Origin of the sequence: Rhodococcus sp. GA1 (genome assembly GCF_024321955.1) — a bacterium.
Lineage (GTDB): Bacteria > Actinomycetota > Actinomycetes > Mycobacteriales > Mycobacteriaceae > Rhodococcus > Rhodococcus pyridinivorans.
This window is the reverse complement of the sequence record NZ_CP097186.1, coordinates 3,526,448-3,546,153: the sequence shown is the minus strand read 5'-3', so window position 1 is coordinate 3,546,153 and position 19,706 is coordinate 3,526,448. Positions and strand designations below refer to the sequence as shown.

Genomic DNA, 19,706 nt, shown 5'->3' with positions numbered 1-19,706 from the left:
CCTCCCCGATTCGCAAGCGTGCGAAGACAACCGTTAGGATGTGCACAATCCGTTTTGCCCGATGACGGCGAGCGGCGTGCATGTCGGGGCGATCCCCGTTTCGGCGGTGTGCCGTCCGCTGTGACGACAGCGAGTCCCACGGCCCGCAGTCAGTTTCACCCCGCCGACAGGCCCGACCCCGACGGAGTGCCTTTTGATCGCCATACTCGTTGCCCATGCGGTCGCTGCCCTTCTGGCGCCGCTTCTGGTCCGAGTCATGGGGAGAAATGCATTCCTGCCGCTCGCGGTGGTGCCCCTCGCGAGTCTCAGCTGGGTCGTCACCAACTGGGGAACCGATCAGAAACTGCAGATCGCGTGGGCCTCGACGCTGTCGATGAATTTCGATCTGCGCTTCGACACGCTCGCGGCGATCATGTGCGTGCTCGTTTTGGGCATCGGCTCGTTGATCCTGCTCTACTGCTCGCGCTATTTCGAGGACGACGAGCCCCGCCTGGGCTTGTTCGCCGCCGAGATGGTCGCCTTCGCCGGCGCCATGTTCGGTCTGGTGGTCAGCGACAACATGTTGCTGCTCTACACCTTCTGGGAACTGACGACCGTCCTGTCGTTCCTGCTCGTCGGGCATTACGCCGAACGCGCCTCGAGTCGCCGTGCCGCCACCCAGGCCCTGCTCGTCACCACGGCCGGTGGTCTGGCGATGCTGGTCGGCATCATCATCCTCGGCGAGACGGTCGGCAGCTACAACCTGTCCGACGTCGTCGCGGCGGCACCTCACGGATGGCTCGCCGGCGTCGCCGTGGTGCTCGTGCTCGTCGGCGCACTGTCGAAGTCCGCCGTGGTCCCGCTGCACTTCTGGCTGCCCGGCGCGATGGCCGCCCCCACCCCGGTGTCCGGATATCTTCACGCCGCGGCGATGGTCAAAGCCGGCATCTACCTCGTGGCCCGGCTCGCACCCGGCTTCGCGGACAGCGCCGCGTGGCGGCCGATCGTCATCGGTCTCGGTCTCGCGTCGATGATCCTCGCCGGCTGGCGAGCGTTCCGCGCCTTCGACCTCAAGCTCATCCTGGCCTTCGGCACCGTCAGCCAGCTCGGTTTTCTCACTGCGCTGGTGGGTACGGGCAGCCGGGAAGCGGCCCTGGCGGGCCTGGCGATGGTGATCGCCCACGCCCTGTTCAAGGCATGCCTGTTCATGGTGGTCGGCATCATCGACCACTCCACCGGCACCCGCGACATCCGCAAACTCGCGCATCTCGGCTCTGCCGCCCCCTACCTGATGGTGATCGCGATACTTGCGGCGGCGAGCATGGCCGGTCTGCCGCCGTTCATCGGTTTCGTCGCGAAGGAAGCCGCGCTCGAGTCGTCGCTGGTGGCCGAGGTGCTCCCCGAATGGGCGCGGATCGCCATGACTGCGGGCATCGTGGTGGGCTCGATCCTCACCCTCGCCTACAGCATCCGGTTCATCTGGGGGGCCTTCGGTCGTAAGCAGCTCAAACGTCCGAGCCCCGCGGTGCAGAACCTGCACGCGCCCGGCCCGCTGCTGCTCACCGCCCCGAGCGTCCTCGCGTTCGCCGGTCTCGCCGCGGGCTTCGCGAGCTCGTGGATCGACCATCTGATCACCCCCTACGCCGACGAGCTGCCCACCGAACTCGACAAGCCCTACCACCTGGCGTTGTGGCACGGATTCTCCTTGCCGCTGGGTCTGACCGGCGTGGTGATCGTGGGCGGCACGGTCCTGTTCCTCGCGCACCGCACCATCGCGCGTCTGCGCTTCGAGCACCCGCCGCTCGGAAATGCCGACCGGATGTACGACGCGACACTCCAGGGCATGGACACCCTGTCCCTGCGCCTGACCGCCTTCCTGCAGCGCGGTTCGCTCCCCCTGACCCAGGCGACCATCCTCATCACCCTGGTGGCGCTCCCGACGGTGCTGATGTTCTTCTTCGGGCTGAGCACGATGCCGTCGACGCGCGCGTGGGACTCGATCTGGCAGCTCGGGGTGGGGTTGATCATGATGGCCGCCGCGATCACCGCGACGGCCCTGCGCAACCGTCTCGGCGCAGTGTTGGTCGTGGGCGTGACCGGTTACGGGCTCGGGGTGCTGTTCGCCCTCCAGGGAGCTCCCGACCTCGCGCTCACCCAGTTCCTCGTCGAGACCGTCACCCTCGTGATGTTCGTGCTGGTCCTGCGCAAGCTGCCCGCCGAGACCGACCCGGCCGCGGTGATGGGCAGCAAGTTCGCCCGCGCGATGCTCGGCATCGCCGTGGGCGCGGTGGTCGCCGGGATCGGCGCCTACGCCGTCGCGGCACGCACTACCGATCCGATCTCGCTGCTGCTGCCCGACGCCGCCTACTACGGCGGTGACGGCAAGAACATCGTCAACGTCCTGCTCGTCGACATCCGCGCCTGGGACACGCTGGGCGAGATCTCGGTGCTGCTGGTCGCCGCGACCGGCGTGGCCAGCCTGGTCTTCCGCACCCGCCGCTTCGGCACCGCCCCGCGTGTGGCGGACGCACCCGCGGCGCAGCTCGACGCGGTCTCCGCCAGCAACGAGACGACCTGGCTGCTCGGCGGCGATCTCATCGATCCGCGCTACCGATCGCTGGTCCTCGAGGTCACCACGCGACTGGTCTTCCCCACCATGATGATCCTGTCGGTGTACTTCTTCTTCTCCGGGCACAACGCGCCCGGTGGCGGTTTCGCGGGCGGTCTCGTCGCCGGTCTCGCGCTGGTGTTGAGGTACCTGGCCGGCGGACGCTACGAGCTCGGAGAGGCGGTTCCCATCGACGCCGGCAAGATCCTCGGCATCGGACTCACCTTCGCCGCGGGCACCGCACTGGTGTCGATGTTCCTCGGCGCCCCGGCGCTGTCGTCGGCGACCCTCGAGCTCACGCTGCCTCTGCTCGGCGACATCAAGCTCGTGACCGCACTGTTCTTCGACCTCGGTGTGTACCTCATCGTCGTCGGACTGGTCCTGGACGTGCTGCGCAGCCTCGGTGCTCGCCTCGACGCCGAGACCGTGGGTGAGCGCCGATGACCGCGAACATCACGCTCCTCGCCGTCGTCGGTGTGCTCGTCGCGGCCGGTGTGTACCTGCTGCTCGAACGCAGCATCATCAAGATGCTGCTGGGCCTGCTGCTGGCCGGCAACGGAATCAACCTGCTGCTGCTCACCCTCGGCGGCCCCGCAGGTCATGCACCCATCGTCGGTGTGGAGAGCGACGTCGAGCCGGACATGGCCGATCCCCTCGCGCAGGCGATGATCCTCACCGCGATCGTCATCACGATGGGTGTGGCGGCGTTCGTGCTGGCACTGACCTACCGCTCCTACACCTACCGCGCACGGGACGAGATCGAGAACGACCCCGAGGACACCCTCGTGTCGCAGCGGCGCAGTCTCGCCGATCTACCGTCGCGAGACCGCTCCGACGACCCGCTCACCGGTATCCCGAGCAAGAGCGGCGACGCCTTCGACGCCGCGGGCAACCCGATCCCGCTCGATCAGCTCAAGAACATCGAGGACATCGAGGCGTACGAGGATCTGCACGACGGCGACTTCGACGACCCCACCGACTCGGCCTACACGCAGAACCAGGGGGGGACGGACGAGTCCGGCTCTGCCGAAGATTCGGGCGGGGCCGGCTCTATCGAGGATGTCGAGGACGCCGACGAGGACGTCCGCGCGGACGATCCCGACCCCGAGGCCCCCGACCCTGCCGAGGACGAGCGGACCGGAGACGACGAGAAGAACGGGAAGGAGGATCGCCGATGAACCCGAGCGTCGCGAACCTCGTTCCCCTCCCCGTCCTCATCCCCTTGCTCGCCGCAGCCGCAACCCTGATCGTCGGCCGCCGTCCGCGCGTCCAACGGTGGATCACCGTCTTCGCGCTGGTCGCCTCGCTCGTCGTGTGCGTGGCGCTGCTGTACTACGCCGACGCCGACGGCATCGCGGTACTGCAGATCGGTGGGTGGGAGGCGCCGATCGGCATCTCGCTGGTCGTCGACCGATTGTCGGCGTTGATGCTGGTCGTCTCGGCGATCGTGCTGCTGTCGGTGATGCTGTACGCAGTCGGCCAGGGTATCCACGACGGCAACGAGCAGCAGCCCGTCTCGATCTTCCTGCCGACCTATCTCGCGCTCACCGCGGGTGTCAACATCGCCTTCCTCGCGGGCGACCTGTTCAACCTCTTCGTCGGCTTCGAGGTGCTCCTCGCCGCCTCGTTCGTCCTGCTGACCCTGGGTGCGAGCGCCGACCGCGTCCGCGCGGGCGTCTCGTACGTCATGGTCTCGATGGTGTCCTCGCTGGTCTTCCTCGTGGGCATCGCCTTCGCCTACGCAGCCACGGGCACTTTGAACCTCGCCCAGATGGCACTGCGGATGGACGAGATCTCACCGGGCACCCGGGCCGCGATCTTCGGTGTGTTGCTCGTGGCTTTCGGTATCAAGGCCGCGGTCTTCCCGCTGTCGTCGTGGCTGCCCGACTCCTACCCCACCGCGCCCGCACCGGTCACGGCCGTCTTCGCCGGCCTGCTGACCAAGGTCGGTGTGTACGCGATCATCCGGGCGCACACCCTGCTGTTCCCGGGCGGCGAACTCGACGACGTCCTGCTCGTCGCGGGTCTGCTCACGATGATCGTCGGCATCCTCGGCGCGATCGCGCAGAACGACATCAAGCGTCTGCTGTCGTTCACGCTCGTCAGCCATATCGGCTACATGATTTTCGGTGTCGCTCTGTCGTCGCAGACCGGTCTCGCGGGCGCCGTCTACTACGTCGGCCACCACATCCTCGTGCAGACCACCCTGTTCCTCGTGGTGGGTCTCATCGAACGCCAGGCCGGGTCGGCGTCGCTGCGACGCCTCGGCAGCCTCGCACTCATGTCTCCGCTGCTGGCGGTCCTGTTCCTCATCCCGGCGCTCAACCTGGGCGGTATCCCGCCGTTCTCCGGGTTCATCGGCAAGGTCGCCCTGCTGCAGGCCGGCGCGGAGGACGGTTCGGTCCTGGCCTGGGTCCTCGTCGCCGGTGGTGTCGTGACCAGCCTCCTGACGCTGTACGTCGTCGCGCGTATCTGGACGAAGGCGTTCTGGCGGGCACGCGCCGACGCTCCCGAGGGCGATCTCGCGGACATCGGCCCCTCGGCGCTGATCGACGAATCCGCCACCGACATCTCCTTCGAGGAACGCCCGGACGTGGGCCGGATGCCGGCCGCGATGCTCGTCCCCACGGTCTGGCTCGTCGCGATCGGTGTGTCGTTGACGGTCTTCGCCGGTCCCCTGCTCGACATCAGCAACCGTGCCGCGGAGAACCTGCGCGACCGCACGGTGTACATCGAGGCCGTGCTGGGGGGTGAGCAGGAATGATGAAACGCGCCAACGTCCTGCGCATGTTCGTCGTGGGATGGACGACGCTGGTCTGGGTCCTGCTGTGGGGCACCTTCAGCATCGCCAACATCCTCGGCGGTGTGGTCGTCTCGCTCGTCGTCATGTTCGTGCTGCCGCTGCCGCGTGTACCCGTCGAGGGTCGCGTGCACGTCTGGTCCGCGATGCGGCTCGGCGCGGTGATCTTCGGCGAGACCATCCGCTCGACGATCAACGTGGCATGGCTCGCGATCCGGCCGTCCCCGCCGCCGGTCACCGGCGTGCTGCGCTGCCGGCTCACCATCAAGTCCGACCTGGTGCTGACACTGTGGACGGACATCATGAACAACATCCCGGGCACCATGGTGCTCGAGATCGACCAGGTGCGGCGGATCATGTACGTGCACGTCCTCGACGTGGGTACCGACAAGGCCGTGGCCGACTTCTACCGTTCCGCCCGCCTCATCGAGCGTCTTCTCATCCGGACGTTCGAACGCGAGTCGGAATGGCAGGCCAGCCCCTGGCGCAGCGGAACGGAGGAACTGACGTGACCGTGACACTGGCGATCGCGGGGGCACTGCTGTTCGTCTCCGCAATCCTGATCACCTACCGCGTGATCGCGGGCCCCAACTCCCTCGACCGGCTCGTCGGCGTCGACGTCCTGCTCGCGCTCGGCATCTGCGGCATCGCGATCTGGGCGGTGTACACACGCGACACGTCGGTGCTGCCCGCCACCGTGGCCCTCGCCCTGGTCGGCTTCATCGGGTCGGTGTCCGTGGCTCGATTCCGGGTGCGTGACGAAGGATGACGACGATCATCGACACCTTCGCCCACCTCCTGATCCTCATCGGGGCGGTCATCTCGTTGACCGCTGCGATCGGCGTGGTGCGTTTCCGCGACACCCTGTCGCGCATGCATCCGGCCACCAAGCCGCAGGTGGTGGGTCTGTTGTTCGTGCTGGGTGGCGCGATGATCATCCTGCGCAGTTCCGTCGACATCTGGATGATGGCGTTGGCGGGCATGTTCATGGTCCTCACGGCACCGGTGATCGCGCACCGCGTCGGTCGCGTCGCCTACCGGGAGCAGCTCGGTCGCGACGGCCTGCTCGACGAGGACGCTCCCGGCGGTGCGTGACAGGTGACGAGGAGCTGACGGCCGGGACGTCCTCGGACGATCACTCCTTCAGTTCCTGCACGAGCGAGTCCACCACCGCGACGAGATCGCCGTCCGTCCGTTCCGCGAGCCGGCGCTGACGCTGATAGGACGCTCCCCTCACCGGGATGTCCGCAACTCGCGCGAGTTCGTCGGCGCAGCCGAGCCGTACCGCGGTGGGCATGATCTGCTCGAGCAGATCGTTCAGGTCGTCGGTGACGAGCCGTTCGGTACACACCGGGTCGAGGATGACCTCGGCATCGAGTCCGTACCGCGCCGCACGCCACTTGTTCTCCTTGACGTGCCACGGTTGCAGCACAGGAAGTTCCTCACCGCGCTCGAGACGTTCGTCGAAGTAGACGACGAGTGAATGCACGAACGCGACGAGGGCGGCCAGTTCGGCGCGGTTGGTGATGCCGTCGAAGACCCGGACTTCGAGGGTGCCCCATTTCGGCGCGGGCCTGATGTCCCAGTGCATGCCTCCGGGGTGGCTGATGACGCCGGACTCGAGCTGGTCGGCGATGAATTTCGCGTACTGCGGCCAGTCGGCGAAGTGGTAGGGCAGGCCGGCGGTCGGCAGCTGCTGGAACATCAGCGCGCGGTTGCTCGCGTAGCCGGTGTCGTAGCCCGCCCAGATCGGCGACGAGGCCGACAACGCGAGCATGTGGGGATATTTCACGAGCATGGCGTTGAGGATCGGGATGATCTTCTCCGCGGAGGAGACTCCCACGTGGACGTGCACTCCCCAGATGAGCATCTGCCGTCCCCACCAGCGGGTGCGGTTGATCATCTCCTCGTAGTCCGGGGAGGGTGTGACGGTCTGGTCGGTCCACTGCGCGAACGGATGGGTGCCGGCACACATCAGGTCCACTCCGAGCGGATCGGCGGCGCGGCGAAGCAACGACAGCGACTCGGACAGATCGTCGACGGCCTCGGCGACGGTGTCGTGTACACCGGTGACGAGTTCGACGGTGTTGCGCAGGAACTCTTTGGTCAGCCGCGGGGTCTCCCCGGCGATCTCCTCCACCCTGTCGAAGACGACCGCCGCGCTGTTCGAGAGATCGCGGGTGGTCTTGTCCACCAGAGCGATCTCCCATTCCACGCCGATCGTGGGACGAGGTGATCCCGGAAACGCGACTGCCACGTCTCGATCCAACCACAGGGCCCCGCCGACGGATGTCCGTCGCGGGGCCCCGTGTCAGGAATTACCCGGGTACCGAGCTTCAGGGGATTCGAACCCTGCTCACCCGATGACGCCGCAGGCGAGGCGTGCGCCGAGGTTGTCCTGGTGCACGACCACAGAGGCGCCGTCCTCACCTTCGAGGTCCTCGAGGCCGAAGGCCGAGGTGGTGACGGTGGCGGTGGCGGTGCCGTCCTCGTGGACGACGAGCGAGACCAGGTCGCCGCTCTCCGGGACGGAGGTGTTGCCACCGGCCTGCAGGTGGGCACCGGCCGACAGGAAGGCGCCGGGCTCGCCGCCGTTCGGCGCGGTGGACTGGGGCTCGCAACGGCCGAACTCGTGGATGTGGACACCGTGGTAGCCGGGCTCGAGACCCTCGACCTCGATGGTCACCTCGACGTCGCCGCCGTTCTCGGCGAACGACACGGTGCCGGCCGACTCGCCGTCGACCGTGGTGAGCTCCGCGGTGAGCGCAGCAGCGGAGGCGGAGCCACCGGCGTGCGACTCGCTCCCACCCTCGGTGCCGTGGTCGTCGCCGTGGGCCTCGGAAGCGGGCGCGGCGGATCCCGTCCACACCGGCGGAGTCGTCCCCGGCTCGGTGCTCGCCTCCTCGCTGTTCGAGCACGCAGTCAGGCCCACCGCGGCGATCGCGACGATCGGGGCCAGAGCACGCCAGGACATGCGACGGGTGGAACTGGAGACCATCAAACCGCTCCTTCGAAGTGCCGAAAAGTCACCCGATCATAACCGGGCGTCTCCGGCGACCACCCGGTGGCGGACCGACACGGTTCCGGCGCTAACGCGAAGTGACGATGACGATCACTCCGGGGGCGGCGTCGCGGATGCCCTCGAAGCGCGGTTGCGCGGTGACACCGAGCGACTCGGCGACGGCTGTCGCGGTCTGCTGCTCTCCGGGAGACGACCCGTAGAACACCGAGGTCTGCTGGAGCAAGCCCTCGCTGTAGTTGCCCGTTTCACTGATGGTGTACCCCTCGTCCTCGAGGTAGGCCGCGGTCTGCGCGGCGAGGCCCGCGACCTCCGAGTTGTTGAACACGCGCACCGGTGCCGTCGCGGAGGCCGAGGTGTCGGACGCGAACGCGGTTCCGCTCCCCACGGGCATGGAAGGAGCCGAAGACACGGCCGTGGTGGTGGTCGCACCGTCCCCGGCGTCGGACGTGCCCCCGTTCGCGGCAGCGGGCGCGGGCGCGGTGGGCACCGCGGCCGAGCGCGTGGACGGTGCGGCCGGCGCAGCAGCGGTCGTCGTCGTGGGTGCCGCCGCGGGAGCGGGTTCGTCGTCGGAATCACCGAGCGAGGCGAAACCGAGACCGGCGAACAGGATGCCCAAGGAGATCAGGACCATCGCGAACGCACGCAGAGGCGGTCCCGAGGGTGCGGGCGCGCGGCTGGGGATCTCGGGGGTTCTGCTCACGACCTCGACCATAGTTGCCCGAGCACACGCAGCGCTGCCGACCGGCCGCGCGTGTCGATATCGCATTATCCGGCCCGACGGCCGCCCGTCTAACGGGTGTCGAAACCGAGCCGGCGGGCCGCGCGGGCCTTCTGACGGCTCGCACGCAACCGCCGCAGCCGCTTGACCAGCATCGGATCGGCGGCGAGCGCCTCGGGACGATCCACCAGAGCATTGAGCACCTGGTAGTAGCGGGTGGCGGAGAGACCGAAGAGTTCCTTGATGGCGTCCTCCTTGGCACCGGCGTACTTCCACCACTGCCGTTCGAACGCCAGGATGTCGAGATCGCGACGGCTCAGGCCGTTCGCCTCGTCGCCGGTGGGTTCCTGCGCGGATGCGCCGTCGCCCTGCTGGGACACGAGATCGGACCGGTCGTTGCCGTGCGCTGCTGCGCCGTCCATTTCCCTCCTCGACTGACTGGATCACACCGTGACGAAGAGTCCTTGCGTCTCGGCGGAAGTCATTCAATCACGGGGTGGGGACACATACCGGTTCGAGAACGCCGCGAGTCGATCCCATTATCCTGTGTCACCATGGCCATTCTTCCCATCGTCATCGTCGGCGACCCCGTCCTGCACAACCCGACCCGGCCGGTGACCGAGTCACCCGCCGAACTCGCTCAGCTGATCGCCGACATGTTCGAGACGATGGACGCGGCCAACGGCGTCGGCCTCGCCGCCAACCAGGTCGGTGTGGACAAGCGACTGTTCGTCTACGACTGCCCCGACCGCGACGAGTCCGGCAAGGTCGCGCGCCGGCGTGGCGTCGTCGTCAACCCGATCCTCGAGACCTCGGAAATCCCCGAGACGATGCCCGACCCCGAGGACGATCTCGAGGGCTGCCTGTCCGTGCCGGGCGAGAACTTCCCCACCGGTCGCGCCGACTGGGCGAAGGTCACCGGTACCGACGAGAACGGTGAGCCCATCGAGATCGAGGGCCACGGATTCTTCGCTCGCATGCTGCAGCACGAGGTCGGGCACCTCGACGGCTTCCTGTACGTCGACGTTCTGATCGGGCGCAACGCCCGCGCCGCGAAGAAGACCATCAAGCGCGCCGGATGGGGCGTCCCGGGCCTGACCTGGCTCCCGGGTTCGGTGGAGGACCCTTTCGGCCACGACGAGGACGACTGACGAGGCGACCGGCGAACCGTCGATGACGACCGACCGTCCGGCCCCGTCCGTACCCCTCGGTACCCGGGTGGTGCTGCGGTACCGCCTGCCCGCCGGCTACAGCCACCCGATGACCGATGTCATCGGTGAACTCGTCTCCGTCGAACCGGTGGTCGCGGTGCGCACCGCCGACGGTCGTGTCGTCCAGGTGTCCCCCACCTCGGTCGTCGCGCTCAAGCCGATCGCGGCGCGGCCGATCCGCGTCTCGGAGATCCGCGCGCTCGAGCACGCCGCCGCCGCGGGGTGGCCCGGTCTCGAATCGGCCTGGGTGGACGGCTGGCTCGTGCGCGCCGGACACGGTTTCACCCGGCGCGCCAATTCGGCAACGCCGCTGGGTGAACGCGGCACCGTGGCGGACCCCGCCGATCCGGCGGTGCGCGCCCGGCTCCGTGAATGGTTCGCGGCACGCGGATTGCCGCTGCGGCTGCTGGTGCCCGATCGACTCGCCCGCATCCCCGAGGGGTGGCCGACCTCGGAGCCGGTGCTCGTGATGGGCGCCGACCTCGCGAACATCCCCTTGCCGCCGGAGCCCACCCCGGTCACGATCACCGAGCGGCCGGACGCCGACTGGATGTCGCTCCACCGCGCCGACGCCGACCCGCTGCTCGCGCAGGACGTGCTCGGCTCGGTGGCCGCGGGGATCCTCGGGTTCGGCCGCATCGGTGCACCCGGGCAGCCGCCCCTGGCGATCTGCCGCGCGGCGATCACCGATGCGCCGGACGGACGCCGCTGGGTGGGTCTGTCGACCGTCGAGGTCGCTCCCGAACACCGGCGTCGCGGACTCGGCACACTCGTGTGCGGTGCCCTGCTGCGCTGGGCACGCGAGCACGGCACGACCCACGCATATCTGCAGGTCGAGGAGTCGAACACCGCGGCGCGCGCCCTGTATCGCGAACTCGGCTTCGTCGACCACCACCGCTACCGATACGCCTCCGAACCCGTCGGATAGGTCGCCTACAGTGGGCGTGTGCGCCTTGCTACCTGGAATGTGAACTCCGTCCGTGCCCGTACCGACCGCATCCTCGACTGGTTGCAGCGAACCGACACGGATGTGCTCGCGATGCAGGAAACCAAGTGCAAGGACGAGCAGTTCCCGTACGAACGCTTCGAGGGACTCGGCTACCGCGTCGCGCACGTCGGACTGAGCCAGTGGAACGGTGTGGCCATCGCGTCGCGCGTGGGCCTCGACGACGTGCAGATCGGCTTCGAGGACCAGCCCGGTTTCTCCAAGGACCCGGAGGTCGATCCGGCGCTCGAGGCGCGGGCGATCGGGGCGACGTGCGCGGGTGTGCGCGTGTGGAGCCTGTACGTCCCCAACGGCCGCGACCTCAACGACCCGCATTACACCTACAAGCTCGACTGGCTCGCCAAGCTGCGCGCCGACGCGCACGCCTGGGCCACCGCAGCGCCCGGGCAGCCCATCGCGCTGGTCGGCGACTGGAACGTCGCCCCCACCGACGACGACGTGTGGGATCCGGCCTTCTTCGAGGGCAAGACGCACACTTCGCAGCCCGAGCGCGACGCCTTCCACGCGTTCGCCGACGTCGGCTACACCGACGTCGTCCGTCCGTACGCGCCCGGCCCCGGGGTCTACACCTACTGGGACTACACCCAGCTGCGCTTCCCCAAGAAGCAGGGCATGCGGATCGACTTCGTCCTCGGATCACCGGCCTTCGCGGCACGGGTGACGGACGCCGAGATCGACCGCAACGAACGCAAGGGCAAGGGCGCGAGCGACCACGCACCGGTCGTCGTCGACCTCGACCTCTGAGCAGGTCCCGCGTCGGGTGGACCGCCCGCACAGGCATCAGGCCTTGCGGGCAGGCACCTTGCGCTGCGGCTGCTTGCGCCGGGTCTCTTTGCGGTGGGGGTCCGTGCGCGGCAGCTCGAGAGCCACGACGACGTCGCGGTAGTTCTCGTGCGACGACACGAATCGCTGCACATAGGTGCACACCGGCCGCACCCGCCAGCCTCTGCTGCGAGCGAGATCGAGCGAACCACCGACGAGGACGGCCGCGAGACCCCGATGACCGAAATCCTCGACGATCACGGTGTGCATGAAGTCGACGACCGGCGGGTTCGGCGCCGGAACGCGTTCGAAGTCGTAGTACGCCAGGATGCCGACGAGATCGCCGTTGAGGCGCAGTTCGAACCGGTTCTGGTCGGCGTTGTCCGACACGGCGAGGTCCGGCGAACTCGTGTTCATGAGCGCCTCCAATAGGGGTGTTGCGTGATCGAACTGTGACCTGTGCCACTATAGAGCAACGAGGCGACCACCGGCAGCAACGCTGTCGTGTTTCGCAAAGTGCACCCGCCTCAGCGCCTCCCGGCCGTGTTCGAACACACCCTCGGTAGGGTGTCCGCGTGGACCTTCTGCCCCTGTCGCCTCGAGGCGAGACCCCGGTTCGAGCCCTCACCATCGCCGGCACCGACTCCGGAGGCGGAGCCGGCATCCAGGCCGATTCCCGCACGATGGCGATGTGCGGTGTGCACGCATGCGTCGCGGTGGCCGCCGTCACCGTCCAGAACTCCGTCGGCGTCCGCGGGTTCCACGAGATCCCCGCCGAGACCGTGGCCGACCAGGTGCGGTGCGTGGTCGAGGACATCGGGGTGTCCGCAGCGAAGACGGGCATGCTCGCCTCCACGCAGATCATCGAGGCCGTCGCACAGGTGTGCTCCGAGGTGGGCATCGGTCGCGACATGGAGGTACCGCTCGTCGTCGACCCGGTCTGCGCGTCGATGCACGGCGACCCGCTGCTGCACTCGGACGCGCTCGACGCGATCCGCGGGGTGCTCATCCCCCTCGCCACCGTCGTCACCCCGAATCTCGACGAGGTACGGCTGATCACGAGCATCGAGGTCGTCGACGACGCGTCGGCCCGGCGCGCCGCCGAAGCGCTCCATGCGCTCGGCGCCCAGTGGGTGATCGTCAAGGGCGGTCATCTGCGCAGCTCGGAGAAGAGCACCGACCTGCTGTTCGACGGCGACCGTTTCCTCGAGTTCAGCACGCCGCGCATCGAGACCGGCAACGACCACGGCGGCGGCGACACGCTCGCAGCCGCGATCGCGTCCGCCCTCGCGCATGGCCGGTCGGTGCCCGAGGCAGTCGAGTTCGCGAAGGAATGGATCACGAAGTGCCTCGAGTGGTCCTACGACCTCGGTCACGGCCACGGCCCGGTCAACCCGTTGTGGCGACTGCACGAGCGCTGATCGCGCCCGTCTTCACTCGGTGAACTCGGCGCGCACCTCGGCCCGCTGGTCACTTGCGGGCACCCCGTCGGGTCCGTCGATCGAATTCGCGTAGACAGCCGTGCCGTAGGCGACGGCGGCGGCCGCCGCGGCGAACGCGTCGCGGTCGATGCCGGCCAGGGTGTCCTCGGGGGTGTGGTAGTTCGGGTCGAAGGGCTGGTCGGCGGTGCCACCCCACCGGTCGGCCTGTTCGGGGGTCTTGACGTCGTCGGCGCCGGTGAACACCCCGCCCGCGGGGATGCCGAAGGCGACGAACGGACCGTAATCGGAACGGCCGTCGAAATCCGTTCCGCCGACCTCGATTCCGCGTTCGTCGAAGAACTGCGCGAAGGTCCGTTCGATACCCGCCGAGCCCTCCGGTCCGGGTCCTTCACCGACGGCGTCGGAGTCGTCGCCGTCGAACACCAGATATCCGGCGTTGGGCGAGCCGAGCATGTCGAAGTTCAGGTACAGGGCGATGTCGAGTCGTTCCTCGTCGGACAGCGACTCGACGTACCTCGTGGAGCCGACCAGTCCGACCTCCTCGGCGCCCCAGAACGCGAACCGCACGGCGTTGGTCACGCCCGGCTCGCTGCCGAGTTGCAGCGCGGTCTCGAGGACGGCGGCGACGCCGGTTCCGTTGTCGTTGATCCCCGGTCCTTCGGGGACGCTGTCGAGGTGCGCGCCGACGACGACCACGTCGTCGGTCGAGCCGGTGCGCGTCTGCGCGATCACGTTGCGCGACTTCCTGTCCTCGGTGCGGGTCTGGAGTGTCACCGTCACGGTGGTCGCGGCGGACAGGCGCTCGGCGTCGGCCCCGGCCACGCCTCCGACCGGGATGCGGGGGGTCGATTCCGCCCCGAGACCGGCGGCGGCGAGCGGGCCGTCCTCGTTGTTGGCGACGAGCAGCGCGGCCGCTCCCCGTTCGGCGGCGACCTGCTCCTTGACGGCGAAGGTGCACACGCCGCGATCGACGATCACCACCGCGCCGGTCGCGTCGATGCCGTCGTAGTCGGTGGCCTCGCAGCCGGGGGTGTCGTCGGGGGCGATGCGCACGACGCGCGCGGTGAGCCCCTCCGGTCCCGTCGACGGCGACATGCCGAGTGCGCTCACGCCCATCGGCTCCCCGTCGACGGTGAGCTGCTCGTTCTCGACGGCGAACAGGGTCGTGTCGAACTCCGGTGTCTGCACGTCGAATCCGGCGTCGCGCAGGGCTCCGGCGACGTAGTCGACGCTCGCGTCGTAGCCGGGGGTTCCGAGCGAACGGTTTCCGTCGTTCTCGCCGGCGATCCGTTCGAGTTCCGTCAGGTGCGTCATGACGGCATCGAGTTGCACGGCGTCGGCGAGCGCCGTCGGGTCGACGGGCGGCGCCTCCACCTCCGCCTCCGAGCATCCCGCCGTCAGCAGTACACCGGCGGCGATCAGGGCCGCTCCCCGCATGCCGTATCTCGTCCGCGCCCACGCCATCGACCGAGCGTACACAAAAGCACTGCGCCGCACGGGGAAAGCGTGCGGCGCAGTGTGCGGAGGCAGAACCTGCGGCGTGTCGAGGTAGTACCTCAGGCGTGTCGAGACAGTACCTCAGGCGTCGCGGCGGTTGACCACCACGAGTGAGGCCGCGAACACCAGGAACGAGAAGGCCGCGAAGTACAGGAGCGATCCCCATGGACCCCAGTGGAATTCGATTCCCTGCCCGATACCCAGGAAGTTGTTCGCGTTCGCGAACGGCAGGAACGGCTGGATCTCGCGGCCCACCGAACCGAACAGCGCGAACAACGACTCGAGCAGCAGCGGCCACAGCATCAGCAGCGCGATCGTGCCGGCCGACTGCCGCAGCAGCGTGCCCACACCGACCGCGAGGAAGACGCACAGGAACGCGTAGATCGCGGTGCCGTAGACCGCGCGCCACGCCGTGTCGCCGCTGAGGACGAGCTCGCGACCTGCGTCGGGCCCGGCCAGTGCCTTCGCGAGGTAGAAGGCACCGAACGAGACCGCGAGTGTCAGCACCGCGCCCAGCACACCGATGAGCAGGGCCTTCATCGTCAGGAGCAGGGTGCGGTTCGGGGTGGCCTGGAAGGTCGTGCGGATGACCCCGAAACGGTATTCGCTGGTGACCGACAGTGCCGCGAGGATCATGAGCACCAGCACACCGAAGCCGGTGACGCCGCTGACCGCGACGTCCACGGTCGGATAGAACCGTCCCAGTTCGTCGTCCATCCCGGCCGACGCGCGGGAGACCGACCCGAGGATCGCGGCCAGACCCAGACCGAGGGCGACGATGACGAGGGTGCACCACAGCGGTGACTGCACCGACGTGAGCTTGATCCGTTCGGCCCGCAGTGTGTCGAGCGCCGTACTCATCACAGTCCACCCTTCATGACGTCGTCGACTCCGGATCCGTGGTATTCGACCTCGCCACCGGTGAGTTTCATGAACGCTTCCTCGAGCGACGCGTTGCGGCCCGCGAGTTCGTGCAGCACGATCGACCGGGTCGCAGCGAGTTCGCCGATCTCCGCCGCCGGAGCGCCCGAGACGTGCAGGGCACCGTCGTTCTCCCGCACAGTGTGCCCGCGTTCGGTGAGCGCGGTGCGCAGCTCGTCGAGTTGCGGGCTGCGCACGACGACGAACGAGTCGGACGCGCGGTCGACGAACGCCTTCACCGAGGTGTCGGCGATGAGCCGTCCACGGCCGATGACGATGAGATGTTCGGCGGTCTGCGCCATCTCCGAGAGCAGGTGGCTGGACACGAGCACCGTGCGGCCTTCCGTGGCGAGCGCCTGCATGAACCTCCGGATCCACACGATGCCCTCGGGGTCGAGGCCGTTGACCGGTTCGTCGAACAGCAGCACGCGCGGGTTGCCGAGCAGTGCGGCGGCGAGACCGAGTCGCTGCGACATGCCGAGCGAGAAGCCGCCGGCGCGCTTGCCCGCGACCTCCGTCAGTCCCACCTGGCGCAGAACCTCGTCGACACGCGAGGCAGGCAGACCGTTCGACGCGGCCAGCCAGGCGAGATGCGACCGCGCCGACCGGTTGGGATGCACCCACTTCGCGTCGAGCAACGCCCCGACGGTGGTGAGCGGCCGTGTCAGCTCGCTGTACGGCTTCCCTTCGATCAGTGCGGTTCCCGAGGTCGGCCGGTCCAGCCCCAGGATCATGCGCATCGTGGTGGACTTCCCCGCGCCGTTGGGGCCGAGGAAGCCGGTGACGATGCCGGGACGGACCGTGAACGTCAGGTCGTCGACCGCGGTCGTGGACCCGAAGGTCTTGGTCAAGCCGGTCACTTCGATCATGCGCACCACCCTACGTGCGGCTCCGGCGAGCGCATCCGATCACACTCCCCGGAGCCGCACGCGGTGCGTCAGGGGACGAAGACCTCGGTGGTGACCGGGATGCTCGGTCGCTCGGTACGCATCGTCAGGGCGACGCGGCCGGGCCCGGGGAACACGTGCATGAACAACGGCCGGGTGCTCGTGTGGAAGGCCGGCACGAAGCGGGTCTCTGTACCGCGGGCACCGGTGTCGAGGTTGTGCCAGTCGAAAGCGACGGTGACGTCGCAGTTCAGGATGCTCGGCGTCCACTCGCCGAGAAGCGAGTAGCCCTGCGTGATCCGCAGTTCGATCCCGTGGGTGGCACCCGGCGCCGAGGAGTACTCGTAGAGCGGGCCGTCGAAGGCGGTTCCACCGGCGCGCACGATGCCGGCGCAGATGCCGTCGCCCAATGTCAGCACGGGTGGCGTGGACAACTCCGTCGTCGCGCACGACCTCGGTCCGGTGTTCGACCAGCCCATCTGACACGGTTCCTGGGCGCCCGCGACACCCGGCGCCGCGACGGCGACGACAGTGCCCATGAGCCCGGCAGCGGCGGCAGCGAGAATTCTGTGTGCAACTGTCATGCCCGGGGATCGTACAGACCGATCGGTAACCCGTCGCGCGACAATCGGAAACCCCTGAACACCAAGGTGCTCAGGGGCTTCCCGTACCGGTCACGGCTCCATCGGCGAAGATGCCTGGGCCCAGAAGCGTTTCGGGATCCGGCCGGCGTGCCGGGCACGGAATCCCGCTTCGACGGCGTGACGCATCGCCGACGCCATCAGCGCCGGATCCTTCGCGCGGGTGACGGCGGTCGCGAGCAGCACGGCGTCGCAACCGAGTTCCATCGCGAGCGCCGCGTCGGAGGCGGTTCCGATTCCCGCGTCGAGGATCACCGGCACACCCGCAGCCTCGACGATCATCTCGATGTGGTGCGGGTTCGAGATACCGAGGCCGGTCCCGATCGGCGAGCCGAGCGGCATCACCGCGGCACAACCGACGTCCTCGAGGCGCCGCGCGAGGACGGGATCGTCGGTCGTGTACGGCAGGACGACGAAGCCGTCGTCGACGAGTTGTTCGGCCGCGGAGACGAGTTCGATGGCATCGGGCAGCAGCGTCCGTTCGTCGGCGATGACCTCGAGTTTCACCCAGTCGGTCTCCAGCGCCTCCCGCCCGAGCTGCGCGGTCAGCACGGCTTCCTTCGCGCCGCGGCACCCGGCAGTGTTCGGCAGCGGTTCGATGCCGAGGCGGCGCAGCAGGTCGAGGACACCGGTTCCGGAGGCCGCGTCGACACGGCGCATCGCGACGGTGGTCAGTTCGGTGCCCGACGCGACGAGTGCCTCCTCGAGCACGGCCAGGTTCGCCGCGCCACCGGTGCCGGTGATCAGCCGCGACCCGAAGGTGCGGCCGGCGATGGTCAGCTGCGGCAGGTCGGCGCCGGGATCGTGTGTGTCAGCCACCCTGGACCGCCGTGAGGATCTCGATGCTCGCTCCGCGTGTGACCGGCTCCGACCAGCGGCCGCGCGGGCACACGACACCGTCGACGGCGACCGCGATGCCCTTCTCGGGCAGACCGAGCTCGTTCAGCAGTTGTGACACGGTCGGGGCCGCGTCGTAGTACTTGTCCTCACCGTTGACGGTGATGCCCACGGACACGTTCGTCATCCCACACTCGCTTCCGTAATTCGTCCAGGACAGGCGTACTGCGCGTCGGCCAGCGACCGCCCACCGAGTTCGGCGAGCACCGCGTCGACGGTGAGCGGCGTGAGCAGCACACCGTTGCGGCCGTGGCCGGTCGCGGCGACGACACGATCGGAGAGCCGGCCGATCAGCGGCAGGTTGTCGGGGGTCATCGGGCGCAGGCCCGCGCTCGCCTCGAACAGTTCGTACTCGCCGAGCGCAGGAAAGATCTTCTCGGCGTCGGCGATCAGATCGCGCACCCCGGCCACCGTGACCTGTGTGTCGGACGCCTCGTACTGTGTGGCGCCCACGACGAGGCCGTCGTGGCGGGGCACCAGATAGGCGGGGCGTCCGTGGACACTCGCGCGCACGGTGCGCTGCGGCGGCGGGGTCGCGCCCGGCCGCACCCGCAGGCGCAGGATCTCGCCCTTGACCGGACGGACCGGAAGGCCCGGCCACAGTCGCGCCGACGCCGAGCCGGCGGCGAGCACCACCTGATCGTCGGGAAGGTCGGCGAGATCGTGGACGGCGGCGTCGGAGAAACGCACCCCGGCCGCGGTGGCCGCGACGCGCAGGGCGTCGACGAGCGTACGGTTGTCGACCGACGACTCGGTGGGCGCGAGCAGTCCGAGACGCACCTTCGGCCCGAGCGACGGTTCGAACTCCCGGATCTCCGCACGGGAGAGCAGACGCATCTCGTGCCCCCGCTCCCCGACCCATTCGGCGACGGTCCGCAAGTCGGCCGCGTCCGCCGCGTCGAGCGCGACGGTCAGCGACTCCTCGGCGGTGAACACGTCGACGCCGGTCTCCGCGCGCAGTGCATCCGCGAATCCGGGCCAGCGGTCGAGCGAGGCCGCACCCAGGGACAGCACGTGGTCCTCACCGGGCCAGCCCTCGGACAGCGGGGCCAGCATCCCGCCGGCCACCCACGAGGCGCCACTGCCGGGATTCGGGTCGTGCACGGTCACGATGTGCCCCGAGCGGGCCGCGCGCCATGCGATCGACAGCCCGATCACTCCGCCACCCACGACGGCCACAGTTGCCATTGGTCCACCTCACTCCCTGCGCCGGCATGATCCGGGTCAGGTCATAACGGTCGGGGCCGGCAGGCCCCCTCTCAGCCCCGCGAACCTCGGGACTCCCGTGTCGTCACTTTCTGCTTAGAGGCTACCG

21 protein-coding genes, 1 pseudogene and 1 riboswitch are annotated in these 19,706 nt (G+C 68.7%); of the genes and pseudogenes, 10 read left to right on the top strand and 12 right to left on the bottom strand.

Features of this window, described 5'->3' with window-relative positions; genetic code table 11:
• Positions 1-193 precede the first annotated feature (193 nt).
• From M3330_RS16715 to mnhG, 6 genes and pseudogenes are all read left to right on the top strand, one after another.
• Positions 194-3,031, top strand: coding sequence for a Na+/H+ antiporter subunit A (locus M3330_RS16715; RefSeq protein WP_039585472.1), 2,838 nt, complete (start codon positions 194-196; stop codon positions 3,029-3,031).
• Positions 3,028-3,558 (top strand): annotated as a pseudogene (locus tag M3330_RS16710) (Na(+)/H(+) antiporter subunit C); the annotation flags it as partial. The gene M3330_RS16715 and the pseudogene M3330_RS16710, both read left to right, overlap by 4 nt.
• A gap of 203 nt (positions 3,559-3,761) precedes the next feature.
• Positions 3,762-5,351, top strand: a complete 1,590-nt coding sequence (locus M3330_RS16705) for a Na+/H+ antiporter subunit D (RefSeq protein ID WP_024101810.1) — start codon at positions 3,762-3,764, stop codon at positions 5,349-5,351.
• A complete protein-coding gene (locus M3330_RS16700) occupies positions 5,351-5,899 on the top strand; it encodes a Na+/H+ antiporter subunit E (RefSeq protein ID WP_006553639.1) in 549 nt (182 codons plus the stop codon). Before M3330_RS16705 ends, M3330_RS16700 begins: the two co-directional genes overlap by 1 nt.
• Positions 5,896-6,156 carry a monovalent cation/H+ antiporter complex subunit F gene (locus M3330_RS16695; RefSeq protein WP_219129378.1) on the top strand — a complete coding sequence of 87 codons (261 nt, stop codon included), beginning with the start codon at positions 5,896-5,898 and terminating at the stop codon, positions 6,154-6,156. The genes M3330_RS16700 and M3330_RS16695 overlap by 4 nt, the downstream gene beginning before the upstream one ends.
• Complete coding sequence (gene mnhG, locus M3330_RS16690; RefSeq protein ID WP_006553641.1) at positions 6,153-6,482, top strand: monovalent cation/H(+) antiporter subunit G; 330 nt, start codon at positions 6,153-6,155, stop codon at positions 6,480-6,482. Before M3330_RS16695 ends, mnhG begins: the two co-directional genes overlap by 4 nt.
• Before the next feature lie 40 nt (positions 6,483-6,522).
• Here the strand turns inward: mnhG and M3330_RS16685 are convergent, their stop codons facing one another.
• The 4 genes from M3330_RS16685 to M3330_RS16670 form a co-directional block, all read right to left on the bottom strand.
• The gene (locus M3330_RS16685) at positions 6,523-7,644 is read right to left on the bottom strand and encodes a glutamate--cysteine ligase (RefSeq protein WP_039585476.1); all 1,122 of its coding nucleotides are present in this window, start codon (positions 7,642-7,644) and stop codon (positions 6,523-6,525) included.
• 99 nt (positions 7,645-7,743) lie between these two features.
• The gene (locus tag M3330_RS16680; protein ID WP_019291110.1) at positions 7,744-8,385 is read right to left on the bottom strand and encodes a superoxide dismutase family protein; all 642 of its coding nucleotides are present in this window, start codon (positions 8,383-8,385) and stop codon (positions 7,744-7,746) included.
• A 91-nt stretch (positions 8,386-8,476) separates the two neighbouring features.
• On the bottom strand, positions 8,477-9,121 hold the full coding sequence (locus M3330_RS16675; protein ID WP_006553644.1) for a LytR C-terminal domain-containing protein: 645 nt from the start codon (positions 9,119-9,121) through the stop codon (positions 8,477-8,479).
• A gap of 77 nt (positions 9,122-9,198) precedes the next feature.
• Positions 9,199-9,549 carry a DUF3263 domain-containing protein gene (locus M3330_RS16670; protein WP_006553645.1) on the bottom strand — a complete coding sequence of 117 codons (351 nt, stop codon included), beginning with the start codon at positions 9,547-9,549 and terminating at the stop codon, positions 9,199-9,201.
• Between the two features lie 132 nt (positions 9,550-9,681).
• Between M3330_RS16670 and M3330_RS16665 the strand changes: the two genes are divergently transcribed.
• Genes M3330_RS16665 through M3330_RS16655 form a run of 3 tightly spaced genes read left to right on the top strand, consistent with a single transcriptional unit; the run spans position 9,682 to position 12,088 of the window.
• Entirely contained in the window at positions 9,682-10,278 is a 597-nt protein-coding gene (locus tag M3330_RS16665; protein WP_039585478.1) for a peptide deformylase, read from the top strand.
• Between the two features lie 22 nt (positions 10,279-10,300).
• Positions 10,301-11,266, top strand: coding sequence for an N-acetyltransferase (locus M3330_RS16660; protein ID WP_064852235.1), 966 nt, complete (start codon positions 10,301-10,303; stop codon positions 11,264-11,266).
• Between the two features lie 18 nt (positions 11,267-11,284).
• Complete coding sequence (locus tag M3330_RS16655; protein WP_255025571.1) at positions 11,285-12,088, top strand: exodeoxyribonuclease III; 804 nt, start codon at positions 11,285-11,287, stop codon at positions 12,086-12,088.
• A gap of 36 nt (positions 12,089-12,124) precedes the next feature.
• Here M3330_RS16655 and M3330_RS16650 read toward each other — a convergent pair whose 3' ends face one another.
• Positions 12,125-12,523, bottom strand: coding sequence for a GNAT family N-acetyltransferase (locus M3330_RS16650; protein ID WP_019291107.1), 399 nt, complete (start codon positions 12,521-12,523; stop codon positions 12,125-12,127).
• A 158-nt stretch (positions 12,524-12,681) separates the two neighbouring features.
• Between M3330_RS16650 and thiD the strand changes: the two genes are divergently transcribed.
• Positions 12,682-13,527: a bifunctional hydroxymethylpyrimidine kinase/phosphomethylpyrimidine kinase gene (gene thiD / locus M3330_RS16645; RefSeq protein ID WP_006553650.1), complete on the top strand. Its 846-nt coding sequence runs from the start codon at positions 12,682-12,684 to the stop codon at positions 13,525-13,527.
• Between the two features lie 12 nt (positions 13,528-13,539).
• Here the strand turns inward: thiD and M3330_RS16640 are convergent, their stop codons facing one another.
• The 7 genes from M3330_RS16640 to thiO all read right to left on the bottom strand — a co-directional run bounded on the left by M3330_RS16640 (position 13,540) and on the right by thiO (position 19,579).
• Positions 13,540-15,012, bottom strand: a complete 1,473-nt coding sequence (locus tag M3330_RS16640) for a M20/M25/M40 family metallo-hydrolase (protein WP_255025567.1) — start codon at positions 15,010-15,012, stop codon at positions 13,540-13,542.
• A 114-nt stretch (positions 15,013-15,126) separates the two neighbouring features.
• The gene (locus M3330_RS16635) at positions 15,127-15,906 is read right to left on the bottom strand and encodes an ABC transporter permease (RefSeq protein ID WP_006553652.1); all 780 of its coding nucleotides are present in this window, start codon (positions 15,904-15,906) and stop codon (positions 15,127-15,129) included.
• Positions 15,906-16,835, bottom strand: coding sequence for an ATP-binding cassette domain-containing protein (locus tag M3330_RS16630; protein WP_039585666.1), 930 nt, complete (start codon positions 16,833-16,835; stop codon positions 15,906-15,908). The genes M3330_RS16635 and M3330_RS16630 overlap by 1 nt, the downstream gene beginning before the upstream one ends.
• A 68-nt stretch (positions 16,836-16,903) precedes the next feature.
• Positions 16,904-17,437, bottom strand: a complete 534-nt coding sequence (locus M3330_RS16625) for a hypothetical protein (protein ID WP_230809913.1) — start codon at positions 17,435-17,437, stop codon at positions 16,904-16,906.
• A 90-nt stretch (positions 17,438-17,527) separates the two neighbouring features.
• Positions 17,528-18,313, bottom strand: a complete 786-nt coding sequence (locus M3330_RS16620) for a thiazole synthase (protein ID WP_006553655.1) — start codon at positions 18,311-18,313, stop codon at positions 17,528-17,530.
• Positions 18,306-18,518, bottom strand: a complete 213-nt coding sequence (thiS, locus tag M3330_RS16615) for a sulfur carrier protein ThiS (protein ID WP_006553656.1) — start codon at positions 18,516-18,518, stop codon at positions 18,306-18,308. The genes M3330_RS16620 and thiS overlap by 8 nt, the downstream gene beginning before the upstream one ends.
• Positions 18,515-19,579, bottom strand: a complete 1,065-nt coding sequence (gene thiO, locus M3330_RS16610; protein WP_039585483.1) for a glycine oxidase ThiO — start codon at positions 19,577-19,579, stop codon at positions 18,515-18,517. The genes thiS and thiO overlap by 4 nt, the downstream gene beginning before the upstream one ends.
• A riboswitch (TPP riboswitch) is annotated at positions 19,576-19,688 on the bottom strand. (Overlaps the previous gene by 4 nt.)
• Positions 19,689-19,706 lie beyond the last annotated feature (18 nt).

Bases quoted from the DNA above. Each gene is read 5' to 3' on its own strand.
- M3330_RS16630 (WP_039585666.1), bottom strand. From the start codon at position 16,835: ATGATCGAAGTGACCGGCTTGACCAAGACCTTCGGGTCCACGACCGCG.
- M3330_RS16700 (WP_006553639.1), top strand. From the start codon at position 5,351: ATGAAACGCGCCAACGTCCTGCGCATGTTCGTCGTGGGATGGACGACG.
- M3330_RS16625 (WP_230809913.1), bottom strand. From the start codon at position 17,437: ATGACAGTTGCACACAGAATTCTCGCTGCCGCCGCTGCCGGGCTCATG.
- M3330_RS16675 (WP_006553644.1), bottom strand. From the start codon at position 9,121: ATGGTCGAGGTCGTGAGCAGAACCCCCGAGATCCCCAGCCGCGCGCCC.
- mnhG (WP_006553641.1), top strand. From the start codon at position 6,153: ATGACGACGATCATCGACACCTTCGCCCACCTCCTGATCCTCATCGGG.
- thiS (WP_006553656.1), bottom strand. From the start codon at position 18,518: ATGACGAACGTGTCCGTGGGCATCACCGTCAACGGTGAGGACAAGTAC.
- M3330_RS16680 (WP_019291110.1), bottom strand. From the start codon at position 8,385: ATGGTCTCCAGTTCCACCCGTCGCATGTCCTGGCGTGCTCTGGCCCCG.
- M3330_RS16635 (WP_006553652.1), bottom strand. From the start codon at position 15,906: ATGAGTACGGCGCTCGACACACTGCGGGCCGAACGGATCAAGCTCACG.
- M3330_RS16705 (WP_024101810.1), top strand. From the start codon at position 3,762: ATGAACCCGAGCGTCGCGAACCTCGTTCCCCTCCCCGTCCTCATCCCC.
- M3330_RS16650 (WP_019291107.1), bottom strand. From the start codon at position 12,523: ATGAACACGAGTTCGCCGGACCTCGCCGTGTCGGACAACGCCGACCAG.
- M3330_RS16670 (WP_006553645.1), bottom strand. From the start codon at position 9,549: ATGGACGGCGCAGCAGCGCACGGCAACGACCGGTCCGATCTCGTGTCC.
- M3330_RS16660 (WP_064852235.1), top strand. From the start codon at position 10,301: ATGACGACCGACCGTCCGGCCCCGTCCGTACCCCTCGGTACCCGGGTG.
- M3330_RS16665 (WP_039585478.1), top strand. From the start codon at position 9,682: ATGGCCATTCTTCCCATCGTCATCGTCGGCGACCCCGTCCTGCACAAC.
- thiO (WP_039585483.1), bottom strand. From the start codon at position 19,579: ATGGCAACTGTGGCCGTCGTGGGTGGCGGAGTGATCGGGCTGTCGATC.
- M3330_RS16640 (WP_255025567.1), bottom strand. From the start codon at position 15,012: ATGGCGTGGGCGCGGACGAGATACGGCATGCGGGGAGCGGCCCTGATC.